17 protein-coding genes are annotated in these 17998 nt (G+C 42.8%); 12 read left to right on the top strand and 5 right to left on the bottom strand.

The window, feature by feature from the left end; translation table 11 throughout:
- Position 1: 1 nt before the first annotated feature.
- From ACSSS3_RS06785 to ACSSS3_RS06775, 3 genes are all read left to right on the top strand, one after another.
- The gene (locus ACSSS3_RS06785) at positions 2-385 is read left to right on the top strand and encodes a TraR/DksA family transcriptional regulator (RefSeq protein WP_099645546.1); all 384 of its coding nucleotides are present in this window, start codon (positions 2-4) and stop codon (positions 383-385) included.
- A 69-nt stretch (positions 386-454) separates the two neighbouring features.
- Positions 455-1081, top strand: coding sequence for a hypothetical protein (locus ACSSS3_RS06780; RefSeq protein WP_442846942.1), 627 nt, complete (start codon positions 455-457; stop codon positions 1079-1081).
- Positions 1082-1197: 116 nt separating this feature from the next.
- On the top strand, positions 1198-1824 hold the full coding sequence (locus tag ACSSS3_RS06775) for a lipoprotein signal peptidase (RefSeq protein WP_442846941.1): 627 nt from the start codon (positions 1198-1200) through the stop codon (positions 1822-1824).
- On the opposite strand, the gene ACSSS3_RS06770 is transcribed toward ACSSS3_RS06775, so the two are convergent.
- The 5 genes from ACSSS3_RS06770 to ACSSS3_RS06750 are packed head-to-tail and all read right to left on the bottom strand — an operon-like array spanning position 1814 to position 5835.
- Positions 1814-2947, bottom strand: coding sequence for an ATP-binding protein (locus tag ACSSS3_RS06770; RefSeq protein WP_442846940.1), 1134 nt, complete (start codon positions 2945-2947; stop codon positions 1814-1816). The two genes, ACSSS3_RS06775 and ACSSS3_RS06770, sit on opposite strands and share 11 nt — an antisense overlap.
- A 50-nt stretch (positions 2948-2997) precedes the next feature.
- Complete coding sequence (locus tag ACSSS3_RS06765; protein ID WP_442846939.1) at positions 2998-3561, bottom strand: 5-formyltetrahydrofolate cyclo-ligase; 564 nt, start codon at positions 3559-3561, stop codon at positions 2998-3000.
- On the bottom strand, positions 3551-4537 hold the full coding sequence (locus ACSSS3_RS06760; RefSeq protein WP_442846938.1) for a succinylglutamate desuccinylase/aspartoacylase family protein: 987 nt from the start codon (positions 4535-4537) through the stop codon (positions 3551-3553). Before ACSSS3_RS06760 ends, ACSSS3_RS06765 begins: the two co-directional genes overlap by 11 nt.
- A gap of 3 nt (positions 4538-4540) precedes the next feature.
- Positions 4541-5413, bottom strand: coding sequence for a 30S ribosomal protein S6--L-glutamate ligase (rimK, locus tag ACSSS3_RS06755; protein WP_228228887.1), 873 nt, complete (start codon positions 5411-5413; stop codon positions 4541-4543).
- Positions 5410-5835 carry an ATP-dependent zinc protease family protein gene (locus ACSSS3_RS06750; RefSeq protein WP_442846937.1) on the bottom strand — a complete coding sequence of 142 codons (426 nt, stop codon included), beginning with the start codon at positions 5833-5835 and terminating at the stop codon, positions 5410-5412. Before ACSSS3_RS06750 ends, rimK begins: the two co-directional genes overlap by 4 nt.
- A 162-nt stretch (positions 5836-5997) precedes the next feature.
- Here ACSSS3_RS06750 and uvrC point away from each other — a divergent pair, with 162 nt between their 5' ends.
- The 9 genes from uvrC (at position 5998) to pgi (ending at position 17955) form a co-directional block, all read left to right on the top strand.
- Complete coding sequence (uvrC, locus tag ACSSS3_RS06745; RefSeq protein ID WP_228228885.1) at positions 5998-7794, top strand: excinuclease ABC subunit UvrC; 1797 nt, start codon at positions 5998-6000, stop codon at positions 7792-7794.
- Positions 7791-10052: a patatin-like phospholipase family protein gene (locus tag ACSSS3_RS06740; protein WP_442846936.1), complete on the top strand. Its 2262-nt coding sequence runs from the start codon at positions 7791-7793 to the stop codon at positions 10050-10052. The genes uvrC and ACSSS3_RS06740 overlap by 4 nt, the downstream gene beginning before the upstream one ends.
- Before the next feature lie 78 nt (positions 10053-10130).
- Positions 10131-11321, top strand: a complete 1191-nt coding sequence (locus ACSSS3_RS06735) for a homogentisate 1,2-dioxygenase (protein WP_442846935.1) — start codon at positions 10131-10133, stop codon at positions 11319-11321.
- Positions 11322-11505: 184 nt separating this feature from the next.
- On the top strand, positions 11506-11871 hold the full coding sequence (locus ACSSS3_RS06730; RefSeq protein WP_442846934.1) for a four helix bundle protein: 366 nt from the start codon (positions 11506-11508) through the stop codon (positions 11869-11871).
- 45 nt (positions 11872-11916) lie between these two features.
- Complete coding sequence (gene hppD, locus ACSSS3_RS06725; RefSeq protein WP_442846933.1) at positions 11917-13077, top strand: 4-hydroxyphenylpyruvate dioxygenase; 1161 nt, start codon at positions 11917-11919, stop codon at positions 13075-13077.
- Positions 13078-13309: 232 nt separating this feature from the next.
- Positions 13310-14086 carry a DUF3108 domain-containing protein gene (locus tag ACSSS3_RS06720; protein WP_228228880.1) on the top strand — a complete coding sequence of 259 codons (777 nt, stop codon included), beginning with the start codon at positions 13310-13312 and terminating at the stop codon, positions 14084-14086.
- Complete coding sequence (locus ACSSS3_RS06715; protein ID WP_442846932.1) at positions 14086-15039, top strand: tryptophan 2,3-dioxygenase family protein; 954 nt, start codon at positions 14086-14088, stop codon at positions 15037-15039. The genes ACSSS3_RS06720 and ACSSS3_RS06715 overlap by 1 nt, the downstream gene beginning before the upstream one ends.
- Before the next feature lie 31 nt (positions 15040-15070).
- Complete coding sequence (locus ACSSS3_RS06710) at positions 15071-16309, top strand: peptidoglycan DD-metalloendopeptidase family protein (protein WP_442846931.1); 1239 nt, start codon at positions 15071-15073, stop codon at positions 16307-16309.
- 2 nt (positions 16310-16311) lie between these two features.
- Entirely contained in the window at positions 16312-17955 is a 1644-nt protein-coding gene (gene pgi, locus ACSSS3_RS06705; RefSeq protein WP_442846930.1) for a glucose-6-phosphate isomerase, read from the top strand.
- The last annotated feature ends 43 nt before the right edge of the window (positions 17956-17998 follow it).

Raw genomic sequence — 17998 nt, 5'->3', positions numbered from 1 at the left:
TATGGCGGCAGACATTAAAGAACGTTACAGCGATGCCGAACTTGAAGAGTTCAGAGTGTTGATTCAACAAAAGATTGATAAGGCCCAAAAAGATCTTGACCTTATTAAGAGTGCTTATATGAATGACGGTAATAACGGTACAGATGATACCTCACCTACATTTAAAGCTTTTGAAGAAGGTAGCGAGACTATGAGTAAAGAAGCAAACTCTGCTTTGGCCATCCGTCAGGAGAAATTTATACGCGATCTTAAAAACGCACTGACGCGTATTCAAAACAAGACTTACGGAATTTGCCGCGTAACCGGTAAACTGATCAATAAAGAACGTCTAAAGTTAGTACCTCACGCTACCTTGAGTATCGAGGCCAAGAATATGCAGAAATAATACGCTGTACAGGCTTAAAACAAAACGCTTCAGATTGTTCTGGAGCGTTTTTTGTTAGATTAAAGCGCTATGCGATTTAAAGGGATTTTTTGGGTATTCATTTTTCTGCAAAGCCTTAGCGGTTTTGCCCAGAAACGTATGCTCAATACGCTCGATTCCCAGGCTGTTAAAGGTGTTTTTATAGATTCTGATCAGGTTTTTGAGGTGTTTGTCAGGGCTGTTGAGGGTTCCGGATTTAGCGTAAATGCCGAAGTTGAAGGTGAAACTTTTGAAACGCTTAAACTAGATACCACAGTAGAAAACGGATTATGGCATATTGAAACCGGCCGTACCTTTGGGTTTAAAAATATAGACGACAAGCTGGCGGCTCACAAAGTGCTTTCTGTGGTGTTGTATATTGAAATGCCGCAGGATAAGGAAGTCTGGGTAGATTCAGACCTGGCTTCGGTACAGTTGACGGGTGCTTTTGATCAAATCAATCTTAATTTATCCGGAGGAGGTTGCATGCTGAATAATTTTCGCGGAAGCGGAATTGTCAATACGCTGCGCGGAAGCATCACAGCAGCAGTGAGCGATACCCGTGTGCTGGCCGAAAGTCGCAACGGTATTGTAAATACTCAAGAAACCAGTGCCGGAAGCCATCTGCTTAGCCTGAAAACTATTGACGGCGATATAAGCGTAAGTCAATCTGAATAATTTGAGTATTTTTACCCGCCTTTACCACTTCAGCAACTTAGTTGAAACGCGGTCGGGGGTATTAAAAATTAAAGAGCCTGTGATCTCAAATCCGGTTCAGCTATTAAAAAAAGCACATGTCATTAAAAAAAGCTATAGGGATTATCGTCCTGATCCTGCTGGTAGACCAAATCAGTAAATTATATATCAAAACCCATTTTCAGCTTCAGGATGAAATAGTCGTTTTTGACTGGTTCCGTATTTTATTTGTAGAAAATGAGGGCATGGCCTGGGGAGCTAAAATCCCGGGTAATTATGGTAAAATCATCCTTACTCTTTTCAGAATAGGAATCCTGCCGCTTATAGGCTACTGGTTGTATGATAGTGTAAAGAAGGGAGCTTCCAGAATCTTAATCACCGGGATCGCGCTCATATTTGCAGGAGCTTTTGGTAATATTATAGACTCGGTATTTTACGGAGTAATCTTCGACAGCAGCGCAGGTCAGCTCGCAACTTTTATGCCCGAAGACGGTGGCTACGCACCCTTATTCTATGGAAGGGTGGTAGATATGTTGTATTTCCCGATGTGGGAAGGGTATTTGCCCGAGTGGTTACCCATCTGGGGTGGAAAGTACTTCACCTTTTTTAACGCGGTTTTTAATGTTGCCGATATGGCTATAAGTACCGGTGTTGGCTTGCTTTTAGTATTTAATAAGCGTGCTTTTGCTAAAGATAAGCACGAAGAGGAGGAGACTACAGCATAATGATAAACTTGGTGCCATAACCCGGCTTGCTGGTGACGTCAATTTTTCCGCCTAAGGCTTCAACTTCATTCTTCACAATAAACAATCCTACATTCTGACTGGTGTCTGAATTGCTGGTCTCGCTGGATGACATTTGAAAAATCTTATCTGTATTGCCTTGCAAATCATAACCTTTGCCGTTATCTTCTATAATTAAGGACAATTTCTTTTTATTTTCGAGGCAATAGGCCTTGATCTCGGGTTTGCGATCCGGACTTTTATTTACGATTCCGTTTTTAATAAGCGTACAGAATATATTATGCAAAAACTCAGGATTGTACCTGATAATCGGGGTCTCTGAGAAATCGGAATACAGGTAGGCTTCCTCCAGTTCTATAAGTGGTCTCAGTTCTTCCCGGGCTTTTTCAAAAGCTTCCTCCAGACTTACTGATACCAGCGGATCTGAAGCTTTATTTTGAATGGAAACTACTTCTTTAAGTCTTGAAACCGTTCGGTTAAGGCTGGCTGCGATCTCTTTATAATTAACAAATAATTCTTTCTGATCTTGCGGAAGCTTATTGGTATCAACTAACTGGCTGGTAAGTTCCAGATTGTTTACGTGCGATTTGATGTTGTGCGACACATAATTGGCAAAAGTAAACAGGCGCGAATTGTTGGCCTCTACAACCTCAATGGCTTTTTGAAGCATGAGTTCACGCTCTTTCTTCTCATTGATGTTAATCACAATCCCTTTAATCCCGATTACGCGACCTCTGGAGTTTACAATGGGTTTGGCAATACAATGCGCCCAGAAAGCTTTATTGGTATAAGTAACCATCTTTAAAACCCCGTCAAAGTCAGCCCCGCCTTCTCCCAGCTCCTGAAAGGTTTTGATCACGAGGCTGTGATACTCCATGTCAAAGAAGTGCAGCGCATGTCTTAAGGAAGGTCTGTAGTTTTCGGGCGTTTCCAGTATGGCCTGAAGTTCTTTATCGAAATAAGTTTTCTTTTCGGTAAAATTAATATTCCATCCCCCGGCCTGGGTAACTTTTGCTATCTGCTCGTAATAAAAGCTGTCTGCTTTTGCATCTGGAGATTGAATCGCAGACCTCGAGAAAATCGAAAGGAAACCGTTGTTAGACATGCTTTGGTTAGTTAAATAAGGTTGAAGATAACAAAAATAGCGTTGATCTGTTAAAATCGAAAGGTTTTAGAAGGCGTGATACAATGGCTTAGCTTTATATCGTCAGAGTTATGGGGAATTGCTTTTTCAGCATCAAAATAACTGAGGCCTATTTTTAAAATATCGGGACGGCAGTCAGCCAGAAAGCGATCGTAAAAGCCCTTGCCGTATCCCAGACGATTACCGCTTTCATCGTAAGCCAGAAGAGGTATAAAAACAACATCCAGTTGTTTGGGATCTACCTGTATTCCGTTTTGAGGCTCCGGTATTCCCCATTCATTGGGTTTTATGACCAGATTATCGGTTAGCAGGTAATGTGTCATCCTTAGTTCTTCAAAATCGCTTTTGGATAAGACTACATTTTTGTCTTTTCCGCTTAAGATGTTGAGAATATACTCGGTGTTGATTTCTCCCAGCTTCACGATAGGCAAAAAAATATGGTAAAATTCGTGCTGCCAGATATCCAGCGAAAGCAACCTGTTTGCGATTTGTAAACTGGCTTCCTCCCGTTCTTCAAGAGTAAGTTGTTTTCGCAATTCCTTATATTTTTTTCGGTATTCGGCCTTACTCGTCATCTTTTACCAATGCTGTTGATAGGTGAAAGATGGCATCACCCTGATAGACCAGGGAGGCTTCATTGGTATTGATGATATAGCCGTCGTTTGGCGCTTTGACCTTGTGCCTGAAACTTCCGTAAGGGTCTGTAATGGTTGCTATAACTTCGTTTTTTTCCACAAAATCCCCGCAGGTTATCTTGAGATGCAGCAGGCCGCTGTATTTGGCCCGCAGCCAGGTGCTGGATTTAATAGTTACCACCTTGCCGGAAATTTCGGGTGCGATGTGCTCTTTATCGAGCATTTTAAAGTGATTTAAAATGCGCATCACTCCATGCACTCCTGCCCGTGCAATGTCTTTATCGCTTATTTGAGACTTTCCGCCCTCAAAAAGAAGAATAGGGATATTCATCTTCTCACAGGTTGATCGGTACGATTTTGTTATATTTTTAGAATAGACCACAAACGGAGCACCAAAAATATCAGCATACCTGAGCAGCTCTTCTTTTTCGGGATCTACCCGAATCTGGGCTACATTAAAACGGCTCCCGCCCCCGGTATGAAAGTCGAGGCAGAAATCAGCGATGGGCAATATTTTATTTGTAAACTGGTAGGCAAAGCGGCTGGCCAGAGAACCGTTACGCGTTCCGGGAAATACCCGGTTGAGGTCCCGCCCATCGGGAAATGCCCGGTCCATATTGAGAAACCCAAAAACATTGATGACCGGAATGCACACGATAGTACCGCGTGCGGGTTTGTTTATTTTCTTCGAAATAACCTGGCGTACGATTTCTACTCCGTTGATTTCATCACCATGAATTCCGGCAGTAATCAGGATGCAGGGTCCCGGTTTTTTAGACCGCTGAATGATTATTGGTACCTCAACAGAGGTGGTTGTATAGAGTTTGGCCAGATTAAAATTGAGCGTACGTTTAGCGCCGGGCGGAATTTTTTCGCCCAAAATGTGCAACACGTTTTTCTCATCAAATCCCGTCATAGGCTATACTCCGCGTTCGATGTAACGAATGACACTTTTGGCAATATCCTTACCGGTGGCTTTTTCAATACCTTCAAGTCCGGGTGAAGAATTTACTTCCAGAATAAGGGGTCCGCGCGCACTTTGAAGCATATCAACTCCGGCAACACCCAGCCCCATAGCTTTGGCGGCCTTAATCGCTGCGTTTTCCTCGTCGTCTGTAAGCTGAATCACTTCTGCTGTACCCCCGCGGTGCAAATTAGAACGGAACTCGCCTTCTTTACCCTGGCGTTTCATTGCGCCCACAACCTGACCGTCAATAATAAATGCGCGTATATCTGCACCTCCGGCTTCCTTTATAAACTCCTGAACAATCACCCGGGCCTGTAAGCCGTTAAAAGCTTCGATAACAGACTCGGCTGCATTTTTAGTTTCGGCTAAAACCACACCCAGTCCCTGAGTACCTTCGAGCAATTTAATGATAAGCGGAGCACCACCTACATGGTCTATGATTTCGGCCACATCGCGGCTGTAGTTGGTGAATACGGTTTTGGGAAGACCCAATCGCGCACGGGAAAGAATTTGCAAACTGCGCAATTTATCGCGGCTGCGTACCAATGCCTGAGATTCGGTTGTGGTAAAACAACCCATCATTTCAAACTGGCGTACCACAGCAGTACCGTAATAGGTGATAGATGCACCTATACGGGGTACAATGGCGTCTGTTTCTGACAAATAACGTCCCTTATAATACACCGAAGGTTTTTTCTTCTCGATGATCAAATCGCATTTAAGCGGGTCTATTACCTCAACGTTATGTTTGCGCTTCTTTGCAGCCTCGACCAGTCGGGCTGTAGAATATAATCCAGAGTTTCTGGAAAGGATTTTTATGTTCATAGTTGTTTTTGTGAGTAGGAAACATCGGTAAGCTCGGTGTCTACTACAAATTTTTTGGTCAGAAATTTACGACCTATCAAAACCGGAAAACGCATGTCTTCACGGGAGCTCAGTGTGAGCGAGATCTTGTGGACTTTATTGAAAAGCCTGATGTTGCTTTGTACCACATACCGGTATTGAATCTCGCCGTTACTGCTTTTTACAGCCGTAATGTCATAGGCTTCAAAGCGCATTTCTTTCCCGTTATACTCCGGGTGCTTGGGATCCAGAAAGGTGCAGCACAAAATATTGTCTTCTTCACGTATGTGATTGCAGTGTATAGAAGAGGTATAGGCACCGGTATCTATTTTAATATCGATATCTGATAATCCCAGCGCGGGGAAATCTGCCTGATCGGTGCGACCTATAACCTTCTTTTCCATGGCTTGCAAAATACGAAAAGCATGTTTGATTTACATGAAACCTGATCTTAAAACAATTCAAAATTCTCAGAAGTGGTTTTAGGAAAGGTATCTCTAAAATTTGGTTTCCGGCTGGCCGGTATTTCTTTTTTTAGCGAGCAATAAGCCGTAATTTTGAGAGGTATGGAAACCCCCGAACTAGAAATACAACTCAGGACACTACCCTCAAGCCCGGGGGTGTATCAATATTACGATAAGAAAGGCAAGCTTTTATATGTTGGCAAAGCCAAAAACCTAAAGAAGCGTGTCTCATCGTACTTTTCTAAAAATCATGACAATGCGCGTACCCGTATGCTGGTGCGCAAGATTGTGCAGATCAAACATATTGTGGTAGAAAGCGAGACCGATGCCTTGCTGCTCGAAAACAATATGATCAAAAATTACCAGCCGCGCTACAACGTCATGCTTAAGGATGACAAAAGTTATCCGTGGATTTGCATAAAAAACGAGCGCTTCCCAAGGGTGTTTCCTACGAGACGGTTGATCAAAGACGGCAGTGAGTATTACGGCCCCTACACGAGTATGAAAACCGTACATACCCTGCTCGATCTCATCAAAGGGCTGTATCCCCTTCGCACCTGTAACTACGATCTTTCAAAAGAAAAAATAGAGTCGGGTAAATATAAAGTCTGCCTCGAGTATCACTTGGGCAATTGCCTGGGCCCTTGTGAGGATAAGATTTCTGCGGAAACCTATCACGATAATATTGAAGCCATTCGGGATATTGTTAAAGGGAATTTTAAAGACTCGCTGCACCGCTTTCGCTCTAAAATGAAAGAACACGCAGATGCGATGGAGTTTGAAGATGCCCAGCGCATCAAAGACAAAATCGATATTCTGGAAGGCTACCAGGCTAAGAGCACCGTGGTCAACCCCTCTATAAATAACGTAGATGTGTTTAGTATCGTGTCTGATGAAGGTTACGGTTATGTCAACTTTTTACAGCTTTCACACGGGGCGATCATACGCTCACACACGCTCGAACTCAAGAAAAAACTCGATGAATCTGATCAGGAGTTGCTCGAGATCGGTATCATTGAGATCAGGCAGCGCTTCAATTCGCAGTCTCCGGAGATTTACACACCTTTTGAGGTTGATTTGGGCGAAAAGTTTAAAGTTACCGTACCAAAATTGGGCGATAAGAAGCGTATTGTAGAACTCTCTGAGCGCAATGCCAAATACTTCAGGATGGAGCGCTTTAAGCAAACCAAAATAGTAGATCCTGATCGTCACGTTAACCGGCTGATGGCGCAGATGAAGGCAGATTTGAGGCTTTCTGCAGAACCGAGGCACATAGAGTGTTTTGATAACTCCAATATTCAGGGAACCAATCCGGTTGCGGCCTGCGTGGTTTTTAAAGATGGAAAACCCAGCAAGAAAGATTATCGTAAATTTAATATCAAGACTGTAACGGGACCTGATGATTTTGCGTCTATGGAAGAGGTGGTTTTTAGACGGTATCGCCGCCTGCTCAATGAAGATGAACCCCTGCCGCAGCTCATTATTGTCGATGGTGGTAAAGGGCAGCTTTCATCTGGGGTTAAGGCTTTAGAAAGCTTAGGCCTTCGCGGAAAGATCGCAATCATTGGTATTGCAAAACGTCTGGAAGAATTGTTTTATCCGGGAGATTCGATTCCGCTTTATCTGGATAAAAAGAGTGAAACCTTAAAAGTGATTCAGCAGTTGCGGAATGAAGCCCACCGTTTTGGGATTACCTTTCATAGAAACAAACGCAGCAGCAGTGCCTTAAATACCGAGCTGGAAACCATTAGCGGTATTGGTGAAAAAACCGTGGTTGAGTTGCTGAGGCACTTTAGATCGGTAAGTAAAGTCAAGGCCGCTTCAGAAAAAGCCCTTGCAGAAGTCATAGGCCCGGCAAAGGCCAAAATTATTTACGAGCATTATCAACAAACAGAATGAGAAAATACACTGCCTTACTCCTGCTTCTTTTAACACTGGCTTCCTACGCTCAGGACACGACAGGTGTGGATTTCAGTAATGTGCCGCAGGGAGAAAACTTAAAAGTTGGCCTGGTGCTTAGTGGAGGCGGTGCCAAAGGTCTCGCGCACATTGGCGTCCTTAAAGAACTGGAAGAAGCTGGTATCAAAATAGACTATATTGGTGGTACCAGTATGGGAGCCATCGTTGGCGGACTCTATGCTGCCGGGTACAACGCACATCAGCTCGATTCTATTTTTGCGGTCGTAAATTTTGAGAAACTCATTCAGGATGATATTCCGCGTGATGCCAAATCCTTTCAGGAGCGCAGCGATGCCGAAAAATTTGCATTAAGCCTTCCTTTTGATCATTTTAAAATTTCATTTCCCTCGGCGCTTTCCAAGGGTCAAAACATATACAACCTGTTTACACAGCTTACCCATCACGTAGAAGAAACCAGTGATTTTACGCAATTGAGTACACCGTTTTTCTGCGTCGCCACTAATGCTGAAAAAGGAGAAGCTATCATTCTCGATAAGGGCTGTCTTTCTGAAGCCATTACCGCCAGTGGAGCCTTGCCGTCGCTGTTTAGTCCGGTTATTTTAGACGGTCAGTTGCTTATTGACGGCGGGGTTGTAAACAATTATCCGGTAGAAGAGTTGCGTAAACGCGGAGCTAATTTTATCATAGGCGTAGACGTGCAGGATGATTTACGGGATAAGGATGAACTTAAAAGTGCGCCCGAAATGCTGATGCAGATCAACAACTACCGCACCATTGAGGCGATGAAGCAAAAGGCAGTGCTTACAGATATCTACATCAAACCCGATATTGAAGCCTACACCGTGATGGATTTTGAAAAAGGTGCCGAAATCATCGCGGGTGGAGAAGAGCGGGCCAAAGAATTTGCCGACGATTTTAAAAAGTTGGCCGAATTACAGGGAAAATTTTATCAAAAACCGCCTTTAAAGATTGAGCGGGAAGATACCTTAAGCATTCGCAGTGTGGCCATAAATGGCAATACCTATTATACCCGAAGCTATATACTGGGGAAGCTAAAAATAAAAATGCCGGCCGAGATTACCTATCAACAGCTTTTTGAAGGCATTAATAATCTGGCTGCAAGCAATAATTTTGAGCGCATAAACCACCGTTTGGAAAAATACGAAAGCGGGCAATATCATCTGGTGTTAAACCTTACCGAAAGCGAGTCAACCACTTACCTGAAAGCAGGATTGCATTATGACGATATTTATAAAAGTGCCGCACTCATTAACATCACCAAAAAGCGCGCACTTTTTAAAAACGATATCGCTTCCCTGAGTGTGGCGTTAGGCGATAACATTCGCTATAATTTTGATTACTACAGCGACAATGGTTTTTATCTGGGCTTTGGTCTTAATTCGTCCTACAACAGTTTTGAAACCCGCGTAGACGCTCGTTTTATAGAGCAATTGAGTGATCTGCCGCTTGAAAGTTTCAACAGCCTTACAGTTGATTATCTGGATATAACCAATCAAATCTACCTGCAAACCCTGTTTCAAAAGCAGTTTGCCTTACGAATAGGTCTGGAGCATAAATTTTTGGAAATAGATACCGAAAGCGTGCGCTTAGAAGAAAATCCCGATAGTAAAGTCTATTTTGATAACAGCCATTATTTTAGCGCATACGGCAATTTATTGCTCGACACCTTTGATGATAAATATTTCCCCACCAGCGGCTGGTATTTTAACGGAGACTTTAATTTATACCTGTTTTCATCAGATTATAACAACAATTTTGAAGAGTTTTCACTGGGTAGTGCGCAGCTTAAATACGCAGCAAGCCTGAGCTCGCGTTTTGCTATGGTGCTGGGCGTTGAAGGTGGTTTTAAGATTGGAGGTAGTAGTGTAAGTTCGCTGGACTTTGTGCTTGGGGGCTGGGGTAATGACTTTATTAATAATATCGTGAGTTTCTACGGGTATGATTACATCAGCCTTATTGGAGATGGTCTGGTAAAGTCTGAAGTTACCTTTGATTACAATTTTTATAGAAAACACCATCTTAATTTTGGGGCCAATATTGCCAATATAGAAAACGACCTCTTTACCACCGGTAACTGGCTGTCTGCTCCCAACAATACCGGTTATTTCCTGGGTTATGGTCTGGAGACTTTGGTAGGACCTCTGCAAACCAAGCTTTCCTATTCCCCCGAAGTAGATCGCGTGTTTTGGAACTTCAGTTTAGGTTTTTGGTTTTAAGAAAAAATTAGCCCAAAACGCTTTCGGTTTTACGATATTTGTAAATAACGATAACGTTTTCGAAGAAAAATATAAACTATGCCTTTTTATCATCAACTCGGTAAAATTCCGCATAAGCGGCATACCCAATTTAGAAAACCCGATGGCAGCCTGTATTACGAGCAGCTTTTTGGCACCATTGGTTTTGACGGGATGTACTGCAATATGTATCACGAGCAGCGCCCCACTCAGGTTAAGGAGATTAAGGGAAGCAAAAATGTAAAGCCTAAAATTGCTAAAGCAAATCACATACAATCCTATCGCTTCAGAGGTTTTGAGATCAAACCCGAAGCTGATTATCTGGATAGCCGTAAACCCGTTTTGACCAATAGCGACTGTACCATCATTCTGGCAGCTCCGCAAAATAAAACCCAGGACTATTTTTACAAAAACAGCGATGCAGACGAACTCCTGTTTGTGCATCGCGGCAGTGGAAAATTTCGCAGTCATCTGGGAAATCTCGATTTTAAATACGGGGATTATATCGTGGTACCGCGCGGCACGATTTACAAGATGGATTTTGATGACAGCGACAACCGCCTATTTATTGTAGAATCACGCCACCCCATTTATACCCCAAAACGCTACCGCAACTGGTTTGGTCAACTGCTCGAGCATTCTCCCTTTTGTGAGCGCGATCTGAGAAGGCCCTACGAATTGGAAACCAACAATGAGACCGGCGATTTTCTGATGAAAATCAAGAAACAGGACGATCTGTTTGAGATGATTTATGCCACGCATCCGTTTGATGTGGTGGGTTATGACGGCTATAATTATCCTTACGCATTCTCCATTCACGATTTTGAGCCCATTACCGGGCGCATTCACCAGCCGCCACCGGTACACCAGACTTTCGAGACCAGTGCTTTTGTGGTCTGTAGTTTCTGTCCGCGTAAATACGATTACCATCCGCAGAGTATTCCGGCGCCGTACAACCACAGCAATATTGACAGCGATGAGGTTTTGTATTATGTGGACGGCGATTTTATGAGCCGTAATGATATTGAGGCCGGGCATATTTCGCTGCATCCTGCGGGTATTCCGCACGGGCCGCACCCGGGAGCGACCGAGCGCAGCATTGGCAAGACCGAGACCGAAGAGTTGGCCGTCATGGTAGACACGTTTAAGCCTTTGCAGATTTGTGAAGACGCGATGCCTATAGCAGACGAAAGCTATTATAAATCCTGGCTTCCACACGCTCCCCAACCCCCAAAAGGGGAATTAGGCTAAGCCAGATTGAACGATTTTGAGGAGGAGCTGTTTCCTGCTTTCCGCTGTATCTTTTTCCCGGTGCTTCGATACAATTTTCCGCTGGCAAATAACTCAGCAACCGGTAAAAAGGATGCCGCTGCAATCAGGGCTAGTTTAATTAGTCAATTCGGGAATTAGCGAATTTGTTGAAATACCAGATGTTATGGAATATACATTTAGCGATAAATACAAAAACAACATCATTCTTGAAAAGACTTTCAAATTTTCAATGGATATCATTTTATACGCAGAGGAACTTGAAAAAGAACGAAAATTTGTTCTTGCAAATCAAATTCTTAAGTCAGGGACTTCAATTGGTGCCAATGTGAAAGAAGCTCAGAATGCCGAGAGCAATGCTGATTTCATTCACAAAATGAAAGTTGCTTTAAAAGAGGCTGATGAGACAGAATACCGGCTATTTCTCTGTAAGGCGATAAAGCACTATCCAGATACGGGTAACCTTCTTGGTGATTTAAATGAGATATTGAAAATTTTAAACAAAATTATAAGTTCAAGTAAGCGAAGGTAAGAGAACATGCTAATTCGCTACTTGATACATTAACTAATTAATATTATGGGTAAGGAACTAAAATCAGTAGACTACGGTCTCGAAAAAATATTTGAAGGAGCACAGGACTTTTTACCGCTTCTGGGCACCGACTATGTAGAATTTTATGTGGGTAATGCCAAGCAGGCTGCGCACTTTTACAAAACCGCTTTTGGTTTTCAGTCTTTTGCCTACAGCGGGTTAGAAACCGGCCAAAAAGATCGTGTGAGTTATGTATTGAAGCAGGATAAAATTCGTCTTGTGTTGACTTCGCCGCTTAACAGCGACTCGCCGATTAATGATCATATCGTAAAGCACGGTGACGGCGTAAAAGTAGTTGCACTTTGGGTGGAAGATGCGCGCAGCGCTTTCGAAGAAACCACAAAACGCGGAGCTAAACCCTTTATGGAACCCAAAGTAGAAACCGACGAACACGGCGAAGTCGTACGCTCGGGGATTTACACCTATGGAGAAACCGTGCACATGTTTGTAGAGCGTAAAAACTATAAGGGTCAGTTTATGCCCGGGTATAGAAAATGGGAATCCGCTTACAATCCTGAACCTACCGGTTTAAAATACATTGACCACATGGTAGGTAATGTAGGCTGGGGCGAGATGAACACCTGGGTTAAATGGTATGAAGACGTGATGGGCTTTGTTAACTTCCTAACCTTCGACGATAAGCAAATCACCACCGAATATTCGGCTTTAATGAGCAAGGTGATGAGCAACGGCAATGGCCGCATCAAATTTCCCATCAACGAACCTGCCGAGGGCATTAAAAAATCACAGATTGAAGAGTATTTGGATTTTTACGAAGGTCCCGGTGTACAGCATCTTGCCGTCGCAACAGATAATATTGTAAGTACCGTTTCGGCCTTAAGAGCCAGAGGGGTCGAGTTTCTGCCACCACCACCAGAAGCCTATTATGATGACATCCCGCGCAGACTCGGCGCGCATATGGATACGATGAAGGAAGATCTCTCTAAACTTCAGGAACTTTCCATTCTGGTAGATGCTGATGAAGAAGGTTATTTACTTCAGATATTCACCAAGCCGCTACAGGATCGCCCAACCTTATTTTTTGAAATCATACAGCGTATGGGCGCAAAAGGTTTTGGAGCCGGTAACTTTAAAGCCCTTTTTGAGTCTATTGAGCGCGAGCAGGCGCAACGCGGAACACTTTAAGCGTTTTAGATATACTATTGAAGCTAAATCCCTGTTGTACAAACGGGGATTTTTCATTTTAATGAAAGCATAACCTGGGAATAATACACTTTTGGCTACTTTTGGAACAACTCTTGTAAAAGCATAGGTATAGGCTTCAAATCAAAGACTATAAAAGCCCATTACGGGCATTTAATAATCAATTTCTACCCAAATAGCTATTGATTGTTTTTGGATAACAAAATTTTAAAAAATGAAAAGGATTTTGACACTTATTATACTGCTCGGTTTTGGCGTTTCTACCTATGCACAGGAGCCGGCATTTCAGGATGGGGAATGGTTTCAATTCCGTATCAGTTACAGCGGCTGGTGGAAGGCAGGAGAGGCAACACTTGCAGTCGTGAATGATACGTACAAAGGTAAGCCGGTCTATCACGTTAAGGGAAAAGGTGTTACCACCGGGATGACCAAATTATTTTTTAGCGTTGAAGATTACTACGAAACCTATATAGACAAGCAAAGTACCATGCCTTATCGTTTTATACGTAAAATTGATGAAGGTGGGCATACCAAAGATAAAATCATCGACTTTGACCAGCAGGCACGCGTGGCTACCGTAAACGATAAAAAGCACAACAGCATTACCACGTATAAAACAGAGCCTTCCATTCACGATATGGTGAGCAGTTTTTATTACCTGCGCAATTCAATTGACACTAAAACTTTGAAAGAAGGTGACGAGACCGTGATCAATATGTTTTTTGATCAGGAGAACTTTAAGTTTAAGCTCAAGTTTTTGGGGCGTGAGGTAATTAAAACCAAATTTGGCAAGGTAAACAGCCTAATTTTTAGACCCTATGTGCAGGCAGGACGTGTTTTTAAAGAGAAAGAAAGTCTTACGGTTTGGATAAGTGATGATCAAAATAAAATACCTTTGCAAATCAAAGCAGATTTAGCAGTAGGCTCTTTAAAAGCAGATATTGAAGCGTATAAAGGTCTAAAGCATCCATTCTACATTATACAAGATTAATGACGCATACAGGCAGTCCTGAAACTCAAGAACAATTAGAAGCGCTACAAAACAAGTTTGACGCGATGGGTCTGAATCTGGGGCATCAGCTTGAAGGTTTTGTTCACAGTAAGCCTATAAACTATTGGGATTACATTCAGGTTGATACGCTGCTTAGTTTGCAAAACCAGCGTACGCTTGTTCCTGATGAGATGGTATTTATTATGTACCATCAGATCAACGAACTGCTTTTTAAAATGATCCTGTGGGAAATGGAGCAGGTTGCCTATACTCAGGAATTAACCACCGCTTATTTCAGTGAAAAGCTTCAGCGCATTAGCCGGTATTTTGATATGCTTACGACTTCGTTTAACATTATGCGTGAAGGGATGCAGATGGAGCAGTATCTTAAATTCAGAAGAACGCTAAGTCCGGCAAGTGGCTTTCAGAGTGCCCAGTACCGCCTGATAGAATTTGCTTCCACAGAATTTATAAATCTTATCGATGCCCGCTTTCGCGAAAGCTTTAAAACCAAAGATGAGCAGGATCCCCTGTATTATGATGAGGTTGTAGAGCACCTGTACTGGCAGGCTGCCGGTAAAGATTACACTACCGGAGAGAAAACGTACACCTTAAAAGACTTCGAATTGAAATATAAGGAAGACTTTATACGTTTCTTAAAAGCTTACAAAAACTTAAATTTGTGGTCAAAGTTTAAAATGTTGCCCGCCGAAGATCAAAAGGATGCAACGCTGGTAGCTGCGATGCGTCATTATGACCATACGGTAAATATAAAATGGGTGATGTCTCATTATCATACTGCGGTGCATTATTTAAATCAGGGTAAAGAACCCCTGGAAGCCACAGGTGGTAGTGACTGGGTCAAATACATGCATCCCAAATATCAAAAACGTATATTTTTTCCTGATTTGTGGTCTGAACAAGAACGCGCAGATTGGGGTAAAGACAATTAATCGTAATCCTTAACTTATCAAAAGCCCAAAATTGAAAAAATTAAGTCTCATACTTATGGCTATGCTTACCCTAATAGGCTGCGCCGACGATGAAACAAAAGAAAAAAAACCTGTTGTAAAGGAGGTCAAAAAACCGAAGACTAAAAAGTTTGGTTATATACTTGACGATTATGAGGTTATTTCAGACACCATCCAACCCGGTGATAGTTTTGGGCAAATTCTCTTCGAAAACGGTATTGATTACGGGACTATTCAGCAGATTACAGATTCGGTCGCTTCGGTATTTGATACCCGTAAGATTGTTGCGGGTAAACCCTACACGCTGCTAAAAAGCAAAGATTCAACCGGCCAGGCACAGGTATTTATCTACGAAGAAAATAAAATTGACTATGTGGTGCTCGACTTTAAGGATGAGGTTGTGCAGGCTTTGGCCAAAAAGAGACCGGTTACCGTAAAAGAGCGTATCGCCTATGGGGTGATTGAAGATAATCTTTCAACAACCTTTGATGATTTAGGCCTTAATATTCTGGTTGCCTACGGGATGGCAGATATTTATGCCTGGACTATTGACTTCTTCAAGCTTCAGCCCGGTGATAAGTTTAAAGTCATTTATACCGAAAAATACATTAATGATACGATACCGGCAGGTTTTGGCAAGATAAAAGCCAGCTGGTTTGAACATAAAGGAAAACCCATTTATGCTTTTGCTTTCGTTAGTGACAGCATCAAGGGTAAACCCGATTATTACGACGAGAATGCAGAAAATTTAAGACGTGCTTTTTTAAAGAGTCCGCTTAAATTTGGTCGTATTTCTTCCCGCTATAACCTAAAGCGCAGAATCGCCTATTACGGTAACCGCATACGTCCACATAAAGGAACCGATTTTGCTGCGCCTGTAGGCACCCCGATTATGGCGACATCAGACGGTACCGTCATCGCTTCAGAATATCGCGGTGGTAATGGGAATTATGTGAAATTACGCCATAACGGCACTTACGACACCCAATATTTGCATATGAGCAAGCGCGCTGTAAGTCGCGGGGATTATGTGCGTCAGGGAGAAGTAATTGGTTATATTGGTATGACCGGAAACACTAGCGGACCTCACGTGTGCTACCGTTTTTGGAAAAATGGAAAGCAGGTAGATCCGTTTAACATTGATCTGCCTACTTCAGAACCTCTGGCTGAAGAACTGCAGCCCGAATATTACGAACTTATCGCTCCATTAAGAGCGCAACTAGATGAAATAACCTTCGATAAATCAACTTAGAAATGAAAAAAATCAATCCCACACAGACCAAAGCCTGGACGGCACTTCAAGCTCACTTTGAAAAAGTAAAAGATCTTCAAATGAAAGAATTATTTGAGGATACCGGCCGTGCGGAGGCGTTTACTTTAAAATGGGATGATTTTTTAGTTGACTACAGTAAAAACCGAATGACTGCAGAAACCAAATCTTTACTTCTTGATTTGGCCGAAGAAATGAATCTGGAGGAAGCACGCGCAGCGTATTTTGGCGGAGCCGAAATTAATGAGACCGAAGGCCGTGCGGTGATGCACACCGCTTTGCGTCAGCCAAAAGATGCGCACGTAAGTATTGATGGTGCAGATGTGATTCCTGAGGTTAATGAAGTAAAAGAAAAAATAAAAGGATTTTGCGATACAGTTATCAGCGGAAGCCATAAAGGCTATACCGGTAAGGCAATTACCGATGTGGTGAATATTGGGATTGGAGGTTCAGATCTGGGCCCCGTAATGGTTGCCGAAGCCTTGGCCTATTATCACAATCATCTCAATGTGCATTTTATCTCTAACGTAGATGGCGATCACGTGCACGAATCATTGAAATCTTTGAACCCGGAGACTACTCTTTTTGTAATCGTTTCAAAAACGTTTACCACGCAGGAAACCCTTTCAAACGCCAATACAGCGCGTAAATGGTTTTTAGCTAAGGTTGCGGGCGCAGCAAGTGAAGGGGAAGCGGTGGCTAAACATTTCGTTGCGGTTTCTACTAATGAGGAAGCTGTGAAAGATTTTGGCATAGATCCTAACAACGTGTTCACAATGTGGGACTGGGTTGGTGGTCGTTTTTCGCTTTGGAGTTCTGTTGGCCTTTCTATAGCACTGGCTGTAGGATACAGCAATTTTGAAAGTATGCTCGCAGGCGCTCACAAAGCCGATGAACATTTTAAAAATGCTGATTTGGGCGAAAACATTCCGGTAATGATGGCGCTTACGACGGTTTGGTACAACAACTTCTTTGGTGCCGAAAGTGAAGCGATCATTCCCTATACACAGTATTTGCATCGTTTTCCCGCTTATTTACAGCAAGCGATTATGGAAAGCAACGGGAAAAGCGTAGACCGTAACGGGAAACACGTAGATTATCAAACCGGTCAAATCGTTTGGGGCGAGCCGGGGACCAACTCACAACACGCCTTTTTCCAACTCATACACCAGGGGACCAAAATTATCCCGACCCATTTTATTGGGTATAAACATTCCCTTCACGGCGATACCGATCATCATAATAAATTGATGGCAAACTTTTTTGCACAGACCGAAGCGTTGATGAATGGTAAAACCGAAGCCGAGGCCCGCGAAGAACTTCAATCTTCGGGGATGGACTCAGGTGCGATTGACAAGCTGGTTCCGTTTAAAGTATTTGATGGAAACAAGCCTACAACCACACTTCTTATAGATAAGCTAACGCCTGAAAGTTTAGGGGCTTTAATCGCTTTATATGAACACAAAATCTTCACAGAAGGTATCCTTTGGAATATCTACAGTTATGATCAGTGGGGTGTGGAGCTTGGTAAACAGCTTGCCAAAAATGTATTGAACGATCTTAATTCAGACCAGATTGCGGTTCACGATGCTTCAACCACGCAGTTGATTAAAGCTTTTAAGAGTTAATTAACGAGTGTTGATAAGTTTTAGATTTAATTCAACGAACTGG

The sequence above is a fragment of the Leeuwenhoekiella sp. H156 genome, assembly GCF_052218455.1.
Taxonomy (GTDB): Bacteria; Bacteroidota; Bacteroidia; order Flavobacteriales; family Flavobacteriaceae; genus Leeuwenhoekiella; species Leeuwenhoekiella parthenopeia.
This window is presented reverse-complemented; position numbering and strand designations above follow the sequence as displayed.

What these genes read in the sequence shown, in the direction of transcription:
- ACSSS3_RS06785 (WP_099645546.1), top strand. Translation starts at nt 2, where the DNA reads ATGGCGGCAGACATTAAAGAACGTTACAGCGATGCCGAACTTGAAGAG.
- ACSSS3_RS06780 (WP_442846942.1), top strand. Translation starts at nt 455, where the DNA reads ATGCGATTTAAAGGGATTTTTTGGGTATTCATTTTTCTGCAAAGCCTT.
- ACSSS3_RS06775 (WP_442846941.1), top strand. Translation starts at nt 1,198, where the DNA reads ATGTCATTAAAAAAAGCTATAGGGATTATCGTCCTGATCCTGCTGGTA.
- ACSSS3_RS06770 (WP_442846940.1), bottom strand. Translation starts at nt 2,947, where the DNA reads ATGTCTAACAACGGTTTCCTTTCGATTTTCTCGAGGTCTGCGATTCAA.
- ACSSS3_RS06765 (WP_442846939.1), bottom strand. Translation starts at nt 3,561, where the DNA reads ATGACGAGTAAGGCCGAATACCGAAAAAAATATAAGGAATTGCGAAAA.
- ACSSS3_RS06760 (WP_442846938.1), bottom strand. Translation starts at nt 4,537, where the DNA reads ATGACGGGATTTGATGAGAAAAACGTGTTGCACATTTTGGGCGAAAAA.
- rimK (WP_228228887.1), bottom strand. Translation starts at nt 5,413, where the DNA reads ATGAACATAAAAATCCTTTCCAGAAACTCTGGATTATATTCTACAGCC.
- ACSSS3_RS06750 (WP_442846937.1), bottom strand. Translation starts at nt 5,835, where the DNA reads ATGGAAAAGAAGGTTATAGGTCGCACCGATCAGGCAGATTTCCCCGCG.
- uvrC (WP_228228885.1), top strand. Translation starts at nt 5,998, where the DNA reads ATGGAAACCCCCGAACTAGAAATACAACTCAGGACACTACCCTCAAGC.
- ACSSS3_RS06740 (WP_442846936.1), top strand. Translation starts at nt 7,791, where the DNA reads ATGAGAAAATACACTGCCTTACTCCTGCTTCTTTTAACACTGGCTTCC.
- ACSSS3_RS06735 (WP_442846935.1), top strand. Translation starts at nt 10,131, where the DNA reads ATGCCTTTTTATCATCAACTCGGTAAAATTCCGCATAAGCGGCATACC.
- ACSSS3_RS06730 (WP_442846934.1), top strand. Translation starts at nt 11,506, where the DNA reads ATGGAATATACATTTAGCGATAAATACAAAAACAACATCATTCTTGAA.
- hppD (WP_442846933.1), top strand. Translation starts at nt 11,917, where the DNA reads ATGGGTAAGGAACTAAAATCAGTAGACTACGGTCTCGAAAAAATATTT.
- ACSSS3_RS06720 (WP_228228880.1), top strand. Translation starts at nt 13,310, where the DNA reads ATGAAAAGGATTTTGACACTTATTATACTGCTCGGTTTTGGCGTTTCT.
- ACSSS3_RS06715 (WP_442846932.1), top strand. Translation starts at nt 14,086, where the DNA reads ATGACGCATACAGGCAGTCCTGAAACTCAAGAACAATTAGAAGCGCTA.
- pgi (WP_442846930.1), top strand. Translation starts at nt 16,312, where the DNA reads ATGAAAAAAATCAATCCCACACAGACCAAAGCCTGGACGGCACTTCAA.